The organism is Gammaproteobacteria bacterium (assembly GCA_015709615.1).
Classification (GTDB): domain Bacteria; phylum Pseudomonadota; class Gammaproteobacteria; order Burkholderiales; family Nitrosomonadaceae; genus Nitrosomonas.
The window spans coordinates 1,248,733-1,266,380 of the sequence record CP054179.1; the positions used below are offsets into that span (position 1 = coordinate 1,248,733).

At 47.5% G+C, this 17,648-nt stretch carries 14 protein-coding genes, 2 tRNA genes and 3 rRNA genes; 7 read left to right on the forward strand and 12 right to left on the reverse strand.

Going from position 1 to position 17,648, the window contains the following annotated elements:
• Window positions 1–262: 262 nt before the first annotated feature.
• The 6 genes from rrf to prfB all read right to left on the reverse strand — a co-directional run bounded on the left by rrf (window position 263) and on the right by prfB (window position 6,863).
• Window positions 263–375: ribosomal RNA gene (gene rrf, locus HRU77_05940) — 5S ribosomal RNA — on the reverse strand.
• A gap of 104 nt (window positions 376–479) precedes the next feature.
• Window positions 480–3,427, reverse strand: a 23S ribosomal RNA gene (locus tag HRU77_05945).
• Between the two features lie 208 nt (window positions 3,428–3,635).
• Window positions 3,636–3,711: transfer RNA gene (locus tag HRU77_05950), tRNA-Ala, on the reverse strand.
• 6 nt (window positions 3,712–3,717) lie between these two features.
• Window positions 3,718–3,794, reverse strand: a tRNA-Ile gene (locus HRU77_05955).
• A 102-nt stretch (window positions 3,795–3,896) separates the two neighbouring features.
• A 16S ribosomal RNA gene (locus HRU77_05960) occupies window positions 3,897–5,438 on the reverse strand.
• Together the 16S, 23S and 5S rRNA genes with 2 tRNA genes alongside form the textbook arrangement of a ribosomal RNA operon.
• Before the next feature lie 317 nt (window positions 5,439–5,755).
• Window positions 5,756–6,863, reverse strand: a protein-coding gene (gene prfB, locus HRU77_05965; GenBank protein QOJ20275.1) for a peptide chain release factor 2 whose coding sequence is annotated in 2 segments (ribosomal slippage) — window positions 5,756–6,781 and window positions 6,783–6,863 — 1,107 coding nt in all. Because the reading frame shifts where the segments join, the coding sequence is not laid out codon by codon here.
• Between the two features lie 223 nt (window positions 6,864–7,086).
• Here prfB and HRU77_05970 point away from each other — a divergent pair.
• The 6 genes from HRU77_05970 to HRU77_05995 all read left to right on the forward strand — a co-directional run bounded on the left by HRU77_05970 (window position 7,087) and on the right by HRU77_05995 (window position 10,760).
• Window positions 7,087–7,791, forward strand: coding sequence for a 2-C-methyl-D-erythritol 4-phosphate cytidylyltransferase (locus HRU77_05970; protein ID QOJ20276.1), 705 nt, complete (start codon window positions 7,087–7,089; stop codon window positions 7,789–7,791).
• On the forward strand, window positions 7,788–8,279 hold the full coding sequence (locus HRU77_05975) for a 2-C-methyl-D-erythritol 2,4-cyclodiphosphate synthase (protein ID QOJ20277.1): 492 nt from the start codon (window positions 7,788–7,790) through the stop codon (window positions 8,277–8,279). Before HRU77_05970 ends, HRU77_05975 begins: the two co-directional genes overlap by 4 nt.
• A complete protein-coding gene (gene thpR, locus HRU77_05980) occupies window positions 8,276–8,824 on the forward strand; it encodes an RNA 2',3'-cyclic phosphodiesterase (protein QOJ20278.1) in 549 nt (182 codons plus the stop codon). The genes HRU77_05975 and thpR overlap by 4 nt, the downstream gene beginning before the upstream one ends.
• A 69-nt stretch (window positions 8,825–8,893) precedes the next feature.
• Window positions 8,894–9,574 (forward strand): tRNA (adenosine(37)-N6)-threonylcarbamoyltransferase complex dimerization subunit type 1 TsaB, encoded by a 681-nt coding sequence (gene tsaB / locus HRU77_05985; GenBank protein QOJ20279.1) that lies wholly within the window; start codon window positions 8,894–8,896, stop codon window positions 9,572–9,574.
• Window positions 9,571–10,026: a ribosomal protein S18-alanine N-acetyltransferase gene (gene rimI, locus HRU77_05990; protein ID QOJ20280.1), complete on the forward strand. Its 456-nt coding sequence runs from the start codon at window positions 9,571–9,573 to the stop codon at window positions 10,024–10,026. Before tsaB ends, rimI begins: the two co-directional genes overlap by 4 nt.
• On the forward strand, window positions 10,023–10,760 hold the full coding sequence (locus HRU77_05995; GenBank protein ID QOJ20281.1) for a uracil-DNA glycosylase: 738 nt from the start codon (window positions 10,023–10,025) through the stop codon (window positions 10,758–10,760). Before rimI ends, HRU77_05995 begins: the two co-directional genes overlap by 4 nt.
• 4 nt (window positions 10,761–10,764) lie before the next feature.
• Here HRU77_05995 and lplT read toward each other — a convergent pair whose 3' ends face one another.
• Window positions 10,765–12,039 carry a lysophospholipid transporter LplT gene (gene lplT, locus HRU77_06000; protein QOJ20282.1) on the reverse strand — a complete coding sequence of 425 codons (1,275 nt, stop codon included), beginning with the start codon at window positions 12,037–12,039 and terminating at the stop codon, window positions 10,765–10,767.
• A gap of 216 nt (window positions 12,040–12,255) precedes the next feature.
• Here lplT and alr point away from each other — a divergent pair, with 216 nt between their 5' ends.
• Window positions 12,256–13,335 carry an alanine racemase gene (alr, locus tag HRU77_06005; GenBank protein ID QOJ20283.1) on the forward strand — a complete coding sequence of 360 codons (1,080 nt, stop codon included), beginning with the start codon at window positions 12,256–12,258 and terminating at the stop codon, window positions 13,333–13,335.
• Window positions 13,336–13,389: 54 nt separating this feature from the next.
• On the opposite strand, the gene HRU77_06010 is transcribed toward alr, so the two are convergent.
• The 5 genes from HRU77_06010 to HRU77_06030 form a co-directional block, all read right to left on the reverse strand.
• Window positions 13,390–14,184 (reverse strand): peptidylprolyl isomerase, encoded by a 795-nt coding sequence (locus tag HRU77_06010; protein ID QOJ20284.1) that lies wholly within the window; start codon window positions 14,182–14,184, stop codon window positions 13,390–13,392.
• Between the two features lie 141 nt (window positions 14,185–14,325).
• Window positions 14,326–14,628: a YciI family protein gene (locus tag HRU77_06015; GenBank protein QOJ20285.1), complete on the reverse strand. Its 303-nt coding sequence runs from the start codon at window positions 14,626–14,628 to the stop codon at window positions 14,326–14,328.
• Between the two features lie 2 nt (window positions 14,629–14,630).
• Window positions 14,631–15,242, reverse strand: coding sequence for a septation protein A (locus HRU77_06020; GenBank protein QOJ20286.1), 612 nt, complete (start codon window positions 15,240–15,242; stop codon window positions 14,631–14,633).
• A gap of 73 nt (window positions 15,243–15,315) precedes the next feature.
• The gene (locus HRU77_06025; GenBank protein QOJ20287.1) at window positions 15,316–16,467 is read right to left on the reverse strand and encodes an FAD-dependent oxidoreductase; all 1,152 of its coding nucleotides are present in this window, start codon (window positions 16,465–16,467) and stop codon (window positions 15,316–15,318) included.
• A 254-nt stretch (window positions 16,468–16,721) separates the two neighbouring features.
• The gene (locus tag HRU77_06030) at window positions 16,722–17,501 is read right to left on the reverse strand and encodes a VacJ family lipoprotein (GenBank protein ID QOJ20288.1); all 780 of its coding nucleotides are present in this window, start codon (window positions 17,499–17,501) and stop codon (window positions 16,722–16,724) included.
• Window positions 17,502–17,648 lie beyond the last annotated feature (147 nt).

The following is a 17,648-nucleotide window of genomic DNA, read 5'->3' on the forward strand; positions in this document are numbered from 1 at the left end:
TGATGCTTGGTTTGTGGATATTTGCAATACCTGCTCTCTACAAATTCATTCTCACATTCGTTAAAAAAAATGCTAAGACACATTTATTTTCTCACTCATCATCCAATGAACGCTAATATTTGCTAATAGCAAGGCTCAAAGTAGTGGATAACAAAATGTTTTTTTACTGTAGCGGAACTAACTGTAAGATTGTCTGTATTCGATAGAAATAAAAAAACCTCTCATCAACATTTCTTGATGAGAGGTATCTTTAATATAGAATGCCTGGCGGTAACCTACTTTCACATGCGAATGCACACTATCATCGGCGCAGCTTCGTTTCACGGTTCTGTTCGGGATGGGAAGAGGTGGGTCCAAAGTGCTATGGCCGCCAAGCGTAACTTGTAATTGAATAATATCTATTTAAACATTATTCATAATAAACATTATTCATAATGGGAAAAGTAAAATTATGATTAGATTATATACGCATAAATTATTAAAGTTATAGGATCAAGCCTCACGGTCAATTAGTATCGGTTAGCTTAACATATTACTATGCTTCCACACCCGACCTATCAACGTCGTAGTCTTCGACGAACCTTTAGGAGAGTTATACTCTCGGGAAGTCTTATCTTAAGGAGAGTTTCCCGCTTAGATGCTTTCAGCGGTTATCTCGTCCGCACATAGCTACCCGGCGATACGACTGGCGTCATAACCGGTACACCAGAGGTGCGTCCACTCCGGTCCTCTCGTACTAGGAGCAGGTCCTTTCAAACTTCCAACGCCCACGGCAGATAGGGACCAAACTGTCTCACGACGTTTTAAACCCAGCTCACGTACCACTTTAAATGGCGAACAGCCATACCCTTGGGACCGGCTACAGCCCCAGGATGTGATGAGCCGACATCGAGGTGCCAAACTCCCCCGTCGATATGAACTCTTGGGAGGAATCAGCCTGTTATCCCCGGCGTACCTTTTATCCGTTGAGCGATGGCCCTTCCATACAGAACCACCGGATCACTATGACCTGCTTTCGCACCTGCTCGACTTGTCAGTCTCGCAGTTAAGCACGCTTTTGCCATTGCACTATCAGCACGATTTCCGACCGTACCTAGCGTACCTTCGTACTCCTCCGTTACAATTTGGGAGGAGACCGCCCCAGTCAAACTGCCTACCATACACGGTCCCCAATCCAGATAATGGATCTAGGTTAGAACCTCAACAACATCAGGGTGGTATTTCAACGTTGGCTCCATGAATTCTAGCGAATTCACTTCAATGCCTCCCACCTATCCTACACAAATGTTATCAAAGTCCAATGTAAAGCTACAGTAAAGGTGCACGGGGTCTTTCCGTCTAGCCGCGGGGAGATTGCATCTTCACAAACATTTCAACTTCGCTGAGTCCCAGGAGGAGACAGTGTGGCCATCGTTACGCCATTCGTGCAGGTCGGAACTTACCCGACAAGGAATTTCGCTACCTTAGGACCGTTATAGTTACGGCCGCCGTTTACCGGGGCTTCAATCAAGAGCTTGCACCCCATCATTTAACCTTCCGGCACCGGGCAGGCGTCACACTCTATACGTCCACTTTCGTGTTTGCAGAGTGCTATGTTTTTATTAAACAGTCGCAGCCACCATTTCATTGCAACCCTATTCTGCTTCACGCGCGAAGCGCTACACATACTAAGGGCACACCTTTTCCCGAAGTTACGGTGCTATTTTGCCGAGTTCCTTCTCCTGAGTTCTCTCAAGCGCCTTAGAATTTTCATCCTACCCACCTGTGTCGGTTTACGGTACGGTCTTCATTTAACTGAAGCTTAGTGGCTTTTCCTGGAAGCATGGTATTACTCACTTGGCATTCCTAAGAATGTTGCGTTATCACGTCTCAATTCAGCTGCTCGGATTTGCCTAAGCAACACATCTACACGCTTGAACCGGGACATCCAACACCCGGCTGAGCTAACCTTCTTCGTCCCCACATCGCATTAAATAAAGGTACTGGAATTTTAACCAGTTTCCCATCAGTTACGCATTTCTGCCTCACCTTAGGGGCCGACTCACCCTGCGCCGATTAGCGTTGCACAGGAAACCTTGGGTTTTCGGCGAGGGAGTTTTTCACTCCCTTTATCGCTACTCATGTCAGCATTCGCACTTCCGATACCTCCAGCAGTCTTTACAAACCACCTTCGCAGGCTTACGGAACGCTCTCCTACCATTTACATAAAATGTAAATCCCTAGCTTCGGTGCACAATTTGAGCCCCGTTACATCTTCCGCGCAGGACGACTCGATCAGTGAGCTATTACGCTTTCTTTAAAGGATGGCTGCTTCTAAGCCAACCTCCTGACTGTCTATGCCTTCCCACTTCGTTTCCCACTTAATTGTGTCTTAGGGACCTTAGCTGAGGGTCTGGGTTGTTTCCCTTTCGACACCGGACGTTAGCACCCGATGTCTGTCTCCCATGCTCGCACTCTTTGGTATTCGGAGTTTGCAATGGTTTGGTAAGTCTCAATGACCCCCTAGCCATAACAGTGCTCTACCCCCAAAGGTGATACATGAGGCACTACCTAAATAGTTTTCGGAGAGAACCAGCTATTTCCAGATTTGTTTAGCCTTTCACCCCTACTCACAGCTCATCCCCTAATTTTTCAACATTAGTGGGTTCGGACCTCCACGAGGTGTTACCCTCGCTTCATCCTGGCCATGAGTAGATCATCTGGTTTCGGGTCTACACCCAGCAACTAAACGCCCTATTAAGACTCGCTTTCGCTGCGCTTCCCCTACTCGGTTAAGCTTGCTACTGAATGTAAGTCGCTGACCCATTATACAAAAGGTACGCAGTCACTCTTACGAGCTCCCACTGTTTGTATGCATGCGGTTTCAGGATCTATTTCACTCCCCTTCCGGGGTTCTTTTCGCCTTTCCCTCACGGTACTGGTTCACTATCGGTCGATTACGAGTATTTAGCCTTGGAGGATGGTCCCCCCATCTTCAAACAGGATTTCACGTGTCCCGCTTTACTTTTCTCAATCTTAGTTCCATATTTAAATTTTCGTCTACGGGACTATCACCCACTATGGTTTAACTTTCCAGAAAATTCGACTAATCTAAATACTAAATATTGAAGGCTGATCCCATTTCGCTCGCCACTACTTTGGGAATCTCGGTTGATTTCTTTTCCTCTGGTTACTTAGATGTTTCAGTTCTCCAGGTTCGCTACAATTAGCCTATATATTCAGCTAAAGTTGACTCTTGCTTAATTAACTCTTTAAATTTAAAAATTTCTAAAGCCAATTAAACAAGAGCCAGGTTTCCCCATTCGGACATCTCCGGATCAAAGCTTGCTTGCCAGCTCCCCGAAGCTTTTCGTAGGCTTCCACGTCCTTCATCGCCTGTAATCGCCAAGGCATCCACCACATGCACTTATTCACTTGATCCTATAACATTAATAACTTAATAGTTTATTATAGAATTTTTCCTACTTTTTATTACAGAGATACAATCTAACCCAAATTTATCTACAAAAACAATCAATTCTTAATGATTGTTTAACATAAATAAATATTTTACTTCTCCACTTTTTTAAAGAACAAAAAAAAATATTTCAATAGGCAATTTTATCTATCTCAGCGATAGAACTCATTAAGAAAATTGGTGGAGGTGAACGGGATCGAACCGATGACCCCCTGCTTGCAAAGCAGGTGCTCTCCCAGCTGAGCTACACCCCCTTTTTGTGGTGGGTCTGGGTGGACTTGAACCACCGACCCCACGCTTATCAAGCGTGTGCTCTAACCAACTGAGCTACAGACCCTCGATGAGTCTAAGTTCCACATATCAAAACTAGCACAAGCTTTTGGCTCTTAACTCTGCCTATTAACAATCGATAGGTTGTGAGTACTTATGAGATACTCTTGAAAGGAGGTGATCCAGCCGCAGGTTCCCCTACGGCTACCTTGTTACGACTTCACCCCAGTCATGAATCTCACCGTGGCAAGCGCCCTCCTCGCGGTTAGACTACCTGCTTCTGGTGAAACCCACTCCCATGGTGTGACGGGCGGTGTGTACAAGACCCGGGAACGTATTCACCGCGACATGCTGATCCGCGATTACTAGCGATTCCGACTTCACGGAGTCGAGTTGCAGACTCCGATCCGGACTACGACGCGCTTTCTGAGATTAGCTCCCTCTCGCGAGTTGGCAACTCTCTGTACGCGCCATTGTATTACGTGTGAAGCCCTACCCATAAGGGCCATGAGGACTTGACGTCATCCCCACCTTCCTCCGGTTTATCACCGGCAGTCTCATTAAAGTGCCCAACCAAATGATGGCAATTAATGACAAGGGTTGCGCTCGTTGCGGGACTTAACCCAACATCTCACGACACGAGCTGACGACAGCCATGCAGCACCTGTGTTCAGATTCTCTTTCGAGCACGATTTCATCTCTGAAAACTTTCTGACATGTCAAGGGTAGGTAAGGTTTTTCGCGTTGCATCGAATTAATCCACATAATCCACCGCTTGTGCGGGTCCCCGTCAATTCCTTTGAGTTTTAATCTTGCGACCGTACTCCCCAGGCGGTCAACTTCACGCGTTAGCTACGTTACCAAGCCCAATAAGGCCCGACAACTAGTTGACATAGTTTAGGGCGTGGACTACCAGGGTATCTAATCCTGTTTGCTCCCCACGCTTTCGTGCATGAGCGTCAGTGCTAGCCCAGGAGGTTGCCTTCGCCATCGATGTTCTTCCATATCTCTACGCATTTCACTGCTACACATGGAATTCCACCTCCCTCTGCCGCACTCTAGTTCTGCAGTTTCAAACGCAATTCCCAGGTTAAGCCCGGGGATTTCACATCTGACTTACAGAACCGCCTGCGCACCCTTTACGCCCAGTAATTCCGATTAACGCTTGCACCCTACGTATTACCGCGGCTGCTGGCACGTAGTTAGCCGGTGCTTTTTCTGTTGATACCGTCATAAATCGCGATTATTAATCGCGATTCTTTCTTTTCAACTAAAAGAGCTTTACAACCCGAAGGCCTTCTTCACTCACGCGGCATTGCTGGATCAGGCTTGCGCCCATTGTCCAAAATTCCCCACTGCTGCCTCCCGTAGGAGTCTGGGCCGTGTCTCAGTCCCAGTGTGGCTGGTCGTCCTCTCAGACCAACTACTGATCGTCGCCTTGGTAAGCCATTACCCTACCAACTAGCTAATCAGACATCGGCCGCTCCAAAAGCATAAGGTCTTTCGATCCCCTACTTTTCTCCTTAGAGATTATGCGGTATTAGCACATCTTTCGATGCGTTATCCCCCACTTTAGGACACGTTCCGATGTATTACTCACCCGTCCGCCACTCGCCACCAGGTGCAAGCACCCGTGCTGCCGTTCGACTTGCATGTGTAAAGCATGCCGCCAGCGTTCAATCTGAGCCAGGATCAAACTCTTAAGTTTAATTCTGGTAAAACTCTCGCTTGACGTTTTGATGTTGATTAATAAAACCAATATCTACTATTTCTTGCGAGTACTAATTTTTTTAGATTCTTATTCGAATCTATTTTCTCATTAAGTACTCACACCTATCGATTGTATTTTTTTAAAGAGCGTTGCTACTTTTTAAATGTTGCGAAGCAGCGAGAAGCGGAATTATACAGACTCTAGATTACCGGTCAAGCTATTTCTGTAAAAAATTTTCATACGATAATCTCAGGATGTCTAATTTTCTGCAAAATTCTTTTAATTACAAATACTCACACATCTCATCACAAGAGATATTATTTAACACCCTGTTTAAGACTTGCTTCAATAAAGCTATTCAAGTCTCCATCCAACACACTTTGCGTGTTTCCAATTTCAACATTTGTCCGCAAATCTTTGATGCGCGATTGATCTAATACATAAGATCGAATCTGATGGCCCCAGCCGATATCTGTTTTCGTCTCTTCAATGGCCTGCTTCTCTTCATTGCGTTTGCGCAACTCCGCTTCGTACAAGCGTGATTTCAACATTACCAGCGCGTCGGCTTTATTGCGATGCTGTGAACGCCCGCTTTGGCACTGCACTACTATTCCCGTTGGATTATGGGTAATGCGAATTGCGGAATCAGTTTTATTGATATGCTGCCCTCCCGCTCCCGATGCGCGAAACGTATCGATTCGCAGATCGGCCGGATTAATTTCAATCTCAATCGTGTCATCGACTTCCGGATAAACAAAAACACTCGCAAAAGACGTATGGCGGCGATTGCCCGAATCGAACGGTGATTTTCTGACCAAACGATGAACGCCCGTTTCCGTGCGCAAATACCCATAAGCATATTCACCCGTTACTTTCAAAGTAGCGCTTTTGATACCAGCAATATCTCCAGGCGATTCCTCCAAAACTTCAACAGCCAATCCTTGCCTTTCACAATAGCGCAGATACATGCGTTCGAGCATCGCAGCCCAATCTTGCGCTTCCGTTCCTCCGGAACCTGATTGAATATCGACAAAACAATTCTTCGGGTCCATCGGATCGGAAAACATACGGCGAAATTCCAGATTTGCAATTGCCTTTTCTACATCATCGACATCACCGGCAATACTTTCTAGCGCTGCCTCATCGGATTCATCCTTAGCAATCTGAAACAACTCGCGCGCATCATTGAGTTGTTGCCCCATCGATTCCAAAGTGACAATCGTGTCCTCCAGCTGCTTTTTCTCACGCCCTATCTCTTGCGTACGCTGACTGTCATTCCAAATCGCCGGGTCCTCGAGTAAACGTGTCAACTCATTCAGCCTGGTCTGCTTGGCATCGAAGTCAAAGAAACCTCCGTAATTCGTCGGCTCGGCTAGCGAGATCCTGGAGATGATTGGCAATTGCATTGATTTGTTCTGCTTCCATAAATTCCACCTTAACATTGAATTGCTTGATTATACCTTGTACCGGATTTTAGTTCCGGGCACCTTCCTTCAATACCCTTTATACCGAGCACGCACCGGAATCTTTAGTAACAATTCCAAACAATGCATAAGTAAAAAAACTATAATCGCCTATTTATTCAATCAGCATTTCTTGTTTTATATTTGTTAATCCGTTTTCTTAACTCTGTCTCACCAATTCAATCATGTCCAAGTTTTTTGCTCTAATTCCCGCAGCAGGCTCCGGTTCACGCATGGGTAATGAACTTCCCAAACAATATCTGCCGTTATGCAAAAAACCCATGATTTATCATGCAGTCAAAACATTATGCGATCATCAATCGATCGCTGGCGTAATCACCGTACTTGCGCCCGGCGACGCCGAATGGTCTCGATACGATTGGTCTGAGTTCTCTGAAAAATTAATCGTGCTGAACTGCGGCGGAGCAACTAGGGCGGACAGTGTGCTCAATGGTCTCACCGCTGCACAACAAAAAAACTTAATCAATACTCAAGATTGGATTCTGGTACATGACGCCGCCCGGCCTTGCTTAACTCCAGCACAGCTCAATCAATTGATTGATGAATTAGCCAGCGATGCTGTAGGCGGATTACTCGCCGTACCGGTTGCCGATACTCTAAAACGCAGTAATTCTGAGAACCGCGTGAAAAATACCGAATCGCGGGACAATTTATGGCAAGCCCAGACACCGCAAATGTTTCGCTGCGACCTCCTCACTCGGGCATTGCAGAATGCAACTAACATTAATGTGACCGATGATGCCAGCGCGGTTGAAGCATTAGGACTGCATCCCAAACTGGTGGCCAGCGATGCTTACAATTTTAAAGTAACCTATCCCCACGATCTGGCTTTGGCCGAATTGATATTACAAAAAAGGAATAATCCGTGAGTACCCTAAGAATAGGACAAGGTTTCGATGTTCATCAACTGGTTGAAGGCCGTCAACTGATCATAGGCGGAGTGACGATCCCGCACGAAAAAGGCTTGCTCGGCCACTCCGATGCGGATGTGTTGTTGCATGCCATTTGCGATGCACTGATAGGCGCTGCCGCATTGGGAGACATCGGACAACATTTCTCCGACTCCGATCCGCGCTACAAAAATATCGATAGCCGCGTGTTATTGCGCAATGTTTACAATTTACTGGAAACCAATCATTACGAGATCGTCAATATCGACGCGACCATCATCGCGCAAGCACCGAAAATGGCGCCGCATATTCCGGCAATGATCGCCAATATCGCACAAGACCTGCAAACATCGGCGCTCAATATCAACATCAAAGCCAAGACCGCCGAGCATCTCGGCGCGATCGGCCGCAAAGAAGGCATTGTGGCCGAAGTCGTATGCCTGATTGAGCGCACGGAAAAAAATTGACCAACCAAAGCGCCGATCCGGGAGCAAAGCCGATTCGGGTATTCTTCGCCGTTTCTCCCACTCAATCCGTGCAAAAACAACTCGCGCATCAGGCTAAATTACTGGAGCCTCTTTGCGGCGGGCGCAAAATTAAAATGCCGCATCTTCACCTCACGCTGGTATTTCTGGGCGATGTTTGCGTTCAGCACATCGAAACGTTGCGGCAAATCATGAAAAAAATATCGGTAAAGAAATTTACGCTGGTTCTGGACCAAATCAGCTACTGGAAACACAATCAAATTGTTTATCTCCATGCAAAACAATTCCCGGCAGAACTGTTCGCTTTGGTTGATGCTATACAAGCAACCTTGTTGGAAGCCGGATTTAGATTCGATCGCCGGCAATATAAACCGCACATCACGCTATTCCGCAAAGCAATCCATCCAGTCAATACGGATCTGATCAACCCCATTCATTGGCCGGTTAATCAATGGCATCTGTTGCAATCGAAACCAGTTCCGGCAGGCGTTGACTATGTTCCGCTCGGTCATTGGCGCTTAAAATAAGCGATAAAAGCTCCAGGGACTCAATTCAATAAAACGCATGTTCAGTTCAATTCTCTCCTCACAATCACCGTGAAAATCCTTGCGCTAGAAACCTCTACCGAATTTTGTTCAGTTGCACTAAATTTGGATGGCGAAGTATCCGGCAAAGAAATCCTTGCCGGGCGCAACCATTCCGAGATGATCTTAGCAATGGTGCAAGAAATACTGGCGGAAGCTGGATTAGCATTGCAGCAAATCGATGGCATCGCTTTTGGCGCAGGCCCCGGGTCATTCACCGGCTTGCGCATCGCCTGTGGTGTGGCGCAAGGATTGGCTTTCGCCGCCGAATTGCCGGTTGCGGCCATCAGCACGCTGGAGGCAGTTGCGCAACATGTTGATCAGGACAGCGTCATCGTGGCGCTTGATGCTCGCATGCGTGAGATTTATCATGCCGCTTTTCGGAAATTAACCGCTCAAAGTTGGGAAATGATCAGCCCACCCGTGCTTTGCGCGCCGCAGCATGCACCTGTTGTAGCCGGAAATGAATGGCATGGATGCGGCAGCGGTTTTGATGTTTATCGTGATGTCTTGGCAATGCAATACTGTAAAAATATCCGGCAGATTCACTCCGGACTCCATCCACGCGCGCATGAAATGGCGCAACTCGCTCTGCCGAAATTTCGCGATGGCGCTTATACCGATGCGGCGTTTGCCGCACCCATATATATCCGCAATAAAGTTGCGCTAAAAGAAAGCGAGCGACAAACATGACCGCGCAACAAACCATTGAAATCAGACCGATGCTGCTAGCGGATGTGGATCGCATTATTCTGATCGAACGCGAGATTTTTCTTTTCCCATGGTCACCGGGAAATTTTGCCGATTCAATCAAAGCTGGCTACGCATGCCACGTGCTGCAACAAACCGACACATTGATGGGTTACGGAATCATGATGATGAGTCCCGAAGAAGCTCACATTCTGACCCTCGGCATCGCGGCGGATTGGCAGAAAAAAGGGCTGGGGAGAAAATTGCTCCAGTTCCTCATACAATCCGCCCGGGAACAAAACGCCAAGTCGGTTTTCCTGGATGTACGCGAATCCAATCACGGCGCGGCGCAACTCTATCAACAAATGGGTTTTCAACATATCGCCACGCGCAAAGGCTATTATCCTGCCATGTGCGGACGCGAAGATGCACTTGTCATGCGCTTGATGCTATGAATCCCCGGCGCAGGCAAATACTGAAGGAGCTGAACTTGCTGCCGGTGTGGCGTTTAAAATCTGATGCCGCGCAGCAAAATACACTACCTACACTACCAGCGCCGCCGGAAGTAGCAACCGGGAAATCATTGTTTTCATCCGCGCCGGAAAAAGACGCAGCGCAGCCGCCGGTTTCACAAATGAACTGGGATCAGTTGAAAGCAGCGGTATCGCAATGTGTTGCGTGCCCGTTAAGCCAGACACGCACACAAACGGTGTTCGGTGTAGGTGACCAGAATGCCGACTGGCTTTTTGTCGGTGAAGGCCCCGGTGCACGCGAAGATGAAATCGGTGAACCGTTTGTCGGACAGGCCGGAAAACTATTGGATCAAATGCTCACCGCCATTCAACTCAAACGTGGCGAAGGCGTGTACATCGCCAATATCGTCAAATGCCGCCCGCCCAATAACAGAAACCCGGCGTTGAGTGAAGCGCAACAGTGCGCGCCTTTTTTAACCCGGCAAATTGCGTTGATCAAGCCGAAACTCATCGTGGCATTAGGCAAAGTAGCCGCGCAAAATCTTCTCAACCGCGACGACAGCATTTCCAGCCTGCGCGGCAAAGTGCACAGTTATTCCGGCATACCGCTGATTGTGACCTACCATCCGGCCTACTTGCTGCGTTCGCTGCCGGACAAAGCAAAAGCCTGGAAAGACTTATGTTTCGCCCGGTCGATCATACTGTCCTCGCGCTAAATAATCAGTGAATTTTCTTTGCACCGATCAGATGCAGCGAATCTTCCCTTCTTTGATTGAGCAAGTGCCATTTTCTGATCAACGCCATCGTAAGGGAGACAAATAATCCAAAAGCGGCGATCACAATGTAAATGTGCACTTCAAACCATACCAGCAAAGCGTAAAGTAACAGCATCGTCAGAATACTCAGATTTTCATTGAAATTCTGCACCGCAATGGAATGTCCGGCACCCATCAGAATATGACCGCGATGCTGCAACAAGGCATTCATCGGCACGACAAAAAAACCTGCCAAACCGCCGATCAGCATTAGCAATGTGATCGCGATCCATAAATCTTTCACCAGAATCATCGCCATCACGACAATTCCCATTGCAATACCCAGCGGAATCACTTTGACCGACTGCCGCAGCGAAATCCACCGCGCCGCCATGACCGCGCCCACGGCGATACCGACGGCAACTACGCCCTGTAATTGCGCGGCTTGATTGAGGGGATAGTTCATCGCTACTTCCGCCCACTTCAACACGATAAACTGCAATGTCGCACCCGCTCCCCAGAATAATGTCGTCACGGCAAGCGATATTTGCCCCAGCTTGTCGGTCCAGAGCAATTTCACACAGTGTCTGAATTCATGAATGAGATAAAAAGGATTTTTCTTCGGAATGCGATGATCGACGCCTGTATTCGGTATATACAAATTGAACAATGCCGCGATGGCATAAATGACGGCGATGATCAGGATACCGCTTTCCAGCGCGCTATCGATTCCGGTATCCACCCACGGAAAGTCAAATCCCAGCAACACATCCGCAACAGCGGGCGTGATCAGTACACCGCCCATTACCGTACCCAGCACAATCGACGCCACCGTTAGCCCTTCGATCCAGCCATTGGCAATCACCAATTTCTCCGGCGGCAGCAATTCGGTCAAAATGCCATATTTGGCCGGCGAATATGCCGCTGCGCCCAAGCCCACGACTGCGTAGGCGGTCAACGCGAAATATTGGTGCATAGCGATGAACAATAACCCGCAACCGGTAATTTTGATGGTATTGCTGATGAACATGACACGCCCTTTCGGCATCGAATCGGCAAACGCGCCGACGAAAGGGGCCAGAATGACGTAAAACAACACAAAAACAAACTTCAGCATAGGTGTCAAATAGGCTGGCGCATGCAAATCAATCAGTAATGCAATCGCCACAACCAGCAACGCGTTATCCGCCAAAGAAGAGAAAAACTGCGCCGCCATAATCGTATAAAAACCGCGTTCCAAGCTATTTCCTTATTTATTTATTTTTCTTAGTCGACTCAGTATGAAGAATCATCTTCGCTATCAATTGCTTTCCCCTCCGCTAGGCTAGATTAGCACATCATACCGCTTCGCAGATGAAGGTATCGCGACATAAAAGTTAAATCGGCACTGCAAATTTAGATTATGATAAAACGTTGCGAATAATACTCGCTCTTGCTTATTCTGAACATTACATTAATGCCGCGCCCTACCCAAGCTTTTATTGATCTTTCCGCCTTAACTCATAACCTGACCGTAGTTCGCCGATATGCTCCCCATTCACGCATCATGGCCATCCTTAAGGCCAATGCGTATGGTCATGGGCTGCTTCATGCCGCCAGAGCGCTAAAAGATGTCGATGGATTCGCGCTATTGGAACTGGATGCCGCAATATGCCTGCGTGACGCCGGTTATCAGCAACCCATCCTGCTATTGGAAGGTTTCTTTTCGACGGAAGAGCTAGCAATCTTTGAACGATACCGTTTGAGTGCGGTTATTCATCATACCGAGCAAATTGAAATGCTGTCAGCCTCCAAGCATCGCAATTTGGATCTGTTCATAAAAATCAATACCGGGATGAATCGCTTGGGGTTAGCGCCAGGGCAATTTTCACAAGCCGTCAGCAAACTGATAGAAAAACAATATCAAAAAAACATTACCTTGATGACGCATTTCGCTTCTGCGGACGAACCTTGCGAACAAGAAAACGTCATGCAGCAGTTGCAGCGCTTTGAAGCAATCACGAAAGAATATCGGCACTATCCAAACTCACTGGCAAATTCAGCGGCGATTATTCGTTATCCTTTCACGCACACCGACTGGGTGCGCCCCGGCATTATGCTATACGGCGCCTCGCCTTTCCCGGACGTAACCGCGGCGGAATTGAACCTCCGCCCCGTTATGACACTTGCAAGCAAAATTATTGCGATACAGGATCTGGGAGCCGGTGAAAGAGTGGGTTATCACGGTCTTTTTAAAACCGATCAACCAATGCGCGTCGGGATTGTCGCCTGCGGTTACGCGGATGGTTATCCGCGCCACGCACCAACGAACACACCGGTACTGATCAATAATCAGCGCAGCCGGATACTGGGCCGGGTATCCATGGATATGCTGGCCATTGACTTAACCGGTATCGAAAATGCCGGATTAAACAGCTCGGTTATATTGTGGGGAAAGGGATTGAGTGTTGATGAAGTGGCTTTGAGTGCCGGTACTACCAGTTATGAACTACTTTGTGCGTTGGCACCGCGGGTGGAAAAGACTGCTTCGCTCTGACGCGCAACGCAACGTTGCAATCCAGTCCACCGCAGCATACGAATTTGACGCTCGTTACTCTACCTTTGCCTTACCGCGCAATTCTTGCACAACGGTACCGAATTCGCGCTGTAACACGCGTTGTTGTATGTTCTGCTTAACTTCTTCGAAAGGCGGCACTTCCATCGGACGCACATCCATCAGTTGAATCACATGCCAGCCAAAAGAAGTTTGCACCGGTTGTTCCGTCAATCCCCCTTTTGATAATTTCACCAGCGCTTCGGAAAAAGGTCTGACGTAAGCTGCCGGCGGGCTCCAGTTAAGCTCACCGCCGTTTTCCTTACTGCCGTCATCAAGCGATTTTTCTTCGGCAATTTTGGCAAAATTACCGCCTTTCTTAAGCTTGGCGATAATATCTTTGGCTTCGCTTTCACTGGCCACAAGGATATGGCGTGCCTTGTATTCCTTATCGCCCATTTGCACTTTCAGAACTTCGTACTCCTTGCGCAGCGTATCTTCACTCACCACATTGTGCCTTATGTAATCAGCTTGGAACGCTCTGACCAGCACCGCCTGACGCGCTATCTCAAGCTGCGCGACAACATCAGGATCTTTATCCAGTTTCTTCTTAATCGCTTCTTGCGCAAGAATTTCCTCAGCGATCAGATTCTCACGCAATGCTTTTCTCATTTCCGGACCATCCGGCTGACCTTGTGCAACGCTCGCCTTCACCATTAATTCCAGGCGCGACTGTGGAATTGCTACGCCATTCACTTTAGCCACAGTGCCTGTCGACTGAGCTTGAGCGGATAGGGCAACCATTCCCAAAATACTAACCATCATTGCTTGTGAAAATTTCGTCAAACGCATGGAATTTCCTTTTTTGTGATTAAGATAAAATTAAAGTGTACATTGCGAGAAAGTATACGCCTTAACTGAGTAGACGTGAACTCTATATACCATTATTTCTATTGAACAACTTGTGATTGTTCCGAGAATAACCCGGAAGCTTCACGCCGGTAATACCTTTTTGAAAGGTTTAACCGTCACTTTCCGGTAAACACCCGCATCCACGTAAGGATCAGCATTTGCCCAAGCCTGGGCTGCTTCCAAAGATTCAAACTCGGCCACAATCAAACTACCGGAGAATCCTGCCGGACCAGGATCCTGGCTATCGATCGCCGGATACGGCCCGGCCAGAATCAATCGCCCAGCATCCTGTAGCGCTCGAATTCTTTTTAGATGCTCCGGGCGAACCGTCATTCTTTTTTCCAGGCTATCGGGTATGTCTTCACCGTTTATGACGTACAACATCCTTACTCCTTACTCATTTTATTTTCGCCTTCCTTTTTCTGGTCAATTTGCTCGCTGTCGGCAACATTCTCCGTCACAACTGCCGATGTTTCCTGCAAATATTTCCCCAGCAGCATCACTTGCCCGATGACAAAAACCAGCATCAGTCCGGTAGCGCCGAAAAGCTTGAATGAAACCCAGGTATCGAGCGGAAAGCTGAATGCGACATACAGATTGACGCACCCCATGATTAAGAAAAAACTCGCCCAGCTCCAATTGAGCCTGCTCCAGATTGGTAACGGTAAAACCATTTGTTTCTCAAGCATCGCTTGAATGAGGTTTTTTTTAAAAATGACATGGGATGCCACTAAAACGGCTGCAATCAACCAATACAACACCGTCGGTTTCCATTTGATAAACGTTTCATCCTGAGAAATTAAGGTCGCACCGCCAAAAATGACGATGATCGCCAAATTCACCCACATCATTTTATCGACTTGCCGCCGACGGAACCACAGCCAGCCTATCTGCGCGATAGCCGCGGCTATCGCAACCGCGGTCGCGATAAAAATATCGTACAGCTTGAACGCCAGGAAAAATAAAATCACCGGGAATAGATCGAATAGAAATTTCATCGCCACGAATATTCTGAATTTATTTCAATAACAAACAAGCTAATAGATAGATCATTAAATACAGGAAATGTTCTCATTCCAATACCGGTGGTAACTGCGGCGTCAGGTTATTTTTCTCCTGTGTTGCAGCACCCAATAAGGCGTAACCAAGCAAATGGCCCGCTTCGTCTCGATATAGCGCCTTCACGCCATTTTGATCGGCTTCCACATGCCATTCGCCTTTTATATTGAAATCCGGCGGCGAAACAACCGCGGGACATGCGGGTGTTTTTACAATTACCGGCATCGCCGGATAACGAACCTGAGTCGGATTACCCGCGAGTGTCGCCGCTAAAGCCCGGGCTGCATGCGTGATCGGCATGACAAAAGGCAGCACTTTTCCTTCTACCTCGGCGCAATCGCCTACGGCGTAAATATCGTTAAACTGCGTCTGCAATAAACGATTGACGACAATACCGCGATTAACCGGGATACCGGCTGATGCTGCCAATTGTGTGCGCGCACGCAATCCGACTGCGGACAGTATGATATCGGATTCAATTGATTCGCCGCTGGCAAACGTTAGACGCAATTTTTCATGCGCCGAATCAACCGATTGTGTGGTCGCGCTCAAATGAAAAACCACACCAGCCGCCTCCAGCCTTTGCCGTATAAAAGCTCCGCCTGCGGGAGGCAACAAGCGTCCCAGTGGCTGCGCACCGATATCGATCACGTCCACATGATAACCGGCAGTTGCCAGATCGTTGGCGAATTCGCAGCCGATCAAGCCCGCACCGATGATACTGATCCGCTTCTTCCCGGTCAGCGTATCACGAAATTTTTTATAATCGTCGAGGTCGTTAATCGTGAGTATCTTTGCCACACCATCGCCGGATAGCGGCAAATGGATTTGATCAGCGCCTACTGCCAAAACCAGCCGGTCATAGCCAATCTTTTCGCCATCAGCCAAAGCTACCGCACACCCTGCCGGATCAATTGCAATCACGCGGCAATGCGGGCGGATGGAAATTTTCAGTTGCGCCGCCATTTGCGCCGCATCGCCGTTCAAAATAGAGCCGGGAGTTTTTCCGGATGATAATGCATTCGATAACATGGGCTTGGAATAGAAACCGCCATGATCAGCCGATAACATGACGATAGCAACCTCGGCATTCAGCTTGCGCAACTCACGCGCGACCGCATAACCGGCTAACCCGCTACCTACGATAACCACTGGATTTCCCATTAACTCAGATCTCCCTCGACCAAAATTCTACTTCACTCATATTCTTGATCACCGACCCATTTACCGCCAATAAGACAAGCTGCGCTATCCACATTGAAATTCTTTTATTTCTTTCCTTCATTGACAAAAAACAAGGCACACTGATTACTGAAGCATGACTCCAAATCAATGTGCCTTTATTACAATCTGTAATGTCAATTCAAGGATGTAATTCCACGTCCAAAGATTGAAAAAAAATGACTACATGCGCTATTTTATTTGACTTCATTCTTGTTATTGACCAAGCTGGTGCGCCTTTGCAAGTAAGCGTCACGAACGAATTCATACTTATCTAAAGCAGCCTCTTCAAGGGTTTTATCATTTTCGAGATGCCGCGCACGCAAATGAATAGTTCTTGTCGCCCCAATGGGTAAACGCACCGCCGTTGAATTGATATAAGCAACGTTGTTCACGAAAATACCTGTAACCCCTTGCGTGATAGGATCAAATATGAAGCTGTCGACAGCGAGACCGACCGTATCACGAACTGAGCTTGGTCCCAGGAACGGCAGCACGATATAAGGTCCGCTGGCAATACCATAGCGGCCCAGTGTCTGACCAAAATCTTCATTGCGCTTATTGAGATTGACGTCGCTCACGGCACTGATGTCGCTGGCAATATCGATCATACCGAACATACCAAAGGTGGTATTAACCAATAATCGCGCACTACTGGCCAATGCGCTCTCATAATTCAATTGCAAGACAGAGTTAGTTATTACCACCACTTCGTTCACATTGGAGAACATGTTGCCGAGTATCATTTCAATCGGATCGGGTGTAATTCTCTGATATCCCCTGGCAACCGGATCCATGATATTGCGATAGAACACTTCATTAAAATTGAAAACCGCACGGTTCATGGATTCCAGCGGATCATTCACGCCATTCTGGTTGTTCCCATTCGCACTTAATGGCTTCGTTGAAGCACAACCCGTTAAAAATAAACTAGAAACCAGAGTAGCGACGGCTATGGAACGGATAATATTAATCATGTTCTTATTTCTTTTAGTAAAAATTCGGTCGATCTTGCCATATTTATACGATTGGTTCAATACACCCTCGCACAAAGTATGCCGTTTTGTTCAGGCATTCATGCATCCATACTGCACGGAATAATTAGAAAGCTCCCAATTAATCAG

Excerpts from the sequence above, each read along its gene's own strand:
- HRU77_05970 (QOJ20276.1), top strand. The coding sequence starts at position 7,087 with ATGTCCAAGTTTTTTGCTCTAATTCCCGCAGCAGGCTCCGGTTCACGC.
- rimI (QOJ20280.1), top strand. The coding sequence starts at position 9,571 with ATGACCGCGCAACAAACCATTGAAATCAGACCGATGCTGCTAGCGGAT.
- HRU77_05995 (QOJ20281.1), top strand. The coding sequence starts at position 10,023 with ATGAATCCCCGGCGCAGGCAAATACTGAAGGAGCTGAACTTGCTGCCG.
- alr (QOJ20283.1), top strand. The coding sequence starts at position 12,256 with ATGCCGCGCCCTACCCAAGCTTTTATTGATCTTTCCGCCTTAACTCAT.
- HRU77_06010 (QOJ20284.1), bottom strand. The coding sequence starts at position 14,184 with ATGCGTTTGACGAAATTTTCACAAGCAATGATGGTTAGTATTTTGGGA.
- HRU77_06015 (QOJ20285.1), bottom strand. The coding sequence starts at position 14,628 with ATGTTGTACGTCATAAACGGTGAAGACATACCCGATAGCCTGGAAAAA.
- HRU77_06020 (QOJ20286.1), bottom strand. The coding sequence starts at position 15,242 with ATGAAATTTCTATTCGATCTATTCCCGGTGATTTTATTTTTCCTGGCG.
- HRU77_06025 (QOJ20287.1), bottom strand. The coding sequence starts at position 16,467 with ATGGGAAATCCAGTGGTTATCGTAGGTAGCGGGTTAGCCGGTTATGCG.
- HRU77_06030 (QOJ20288.1), bottom strand. The coding sequence starts at position 17,501 with ATGATTAATATTATCCGTTCCATAGCCGTCGCTACTCTGGTTTCTAGT.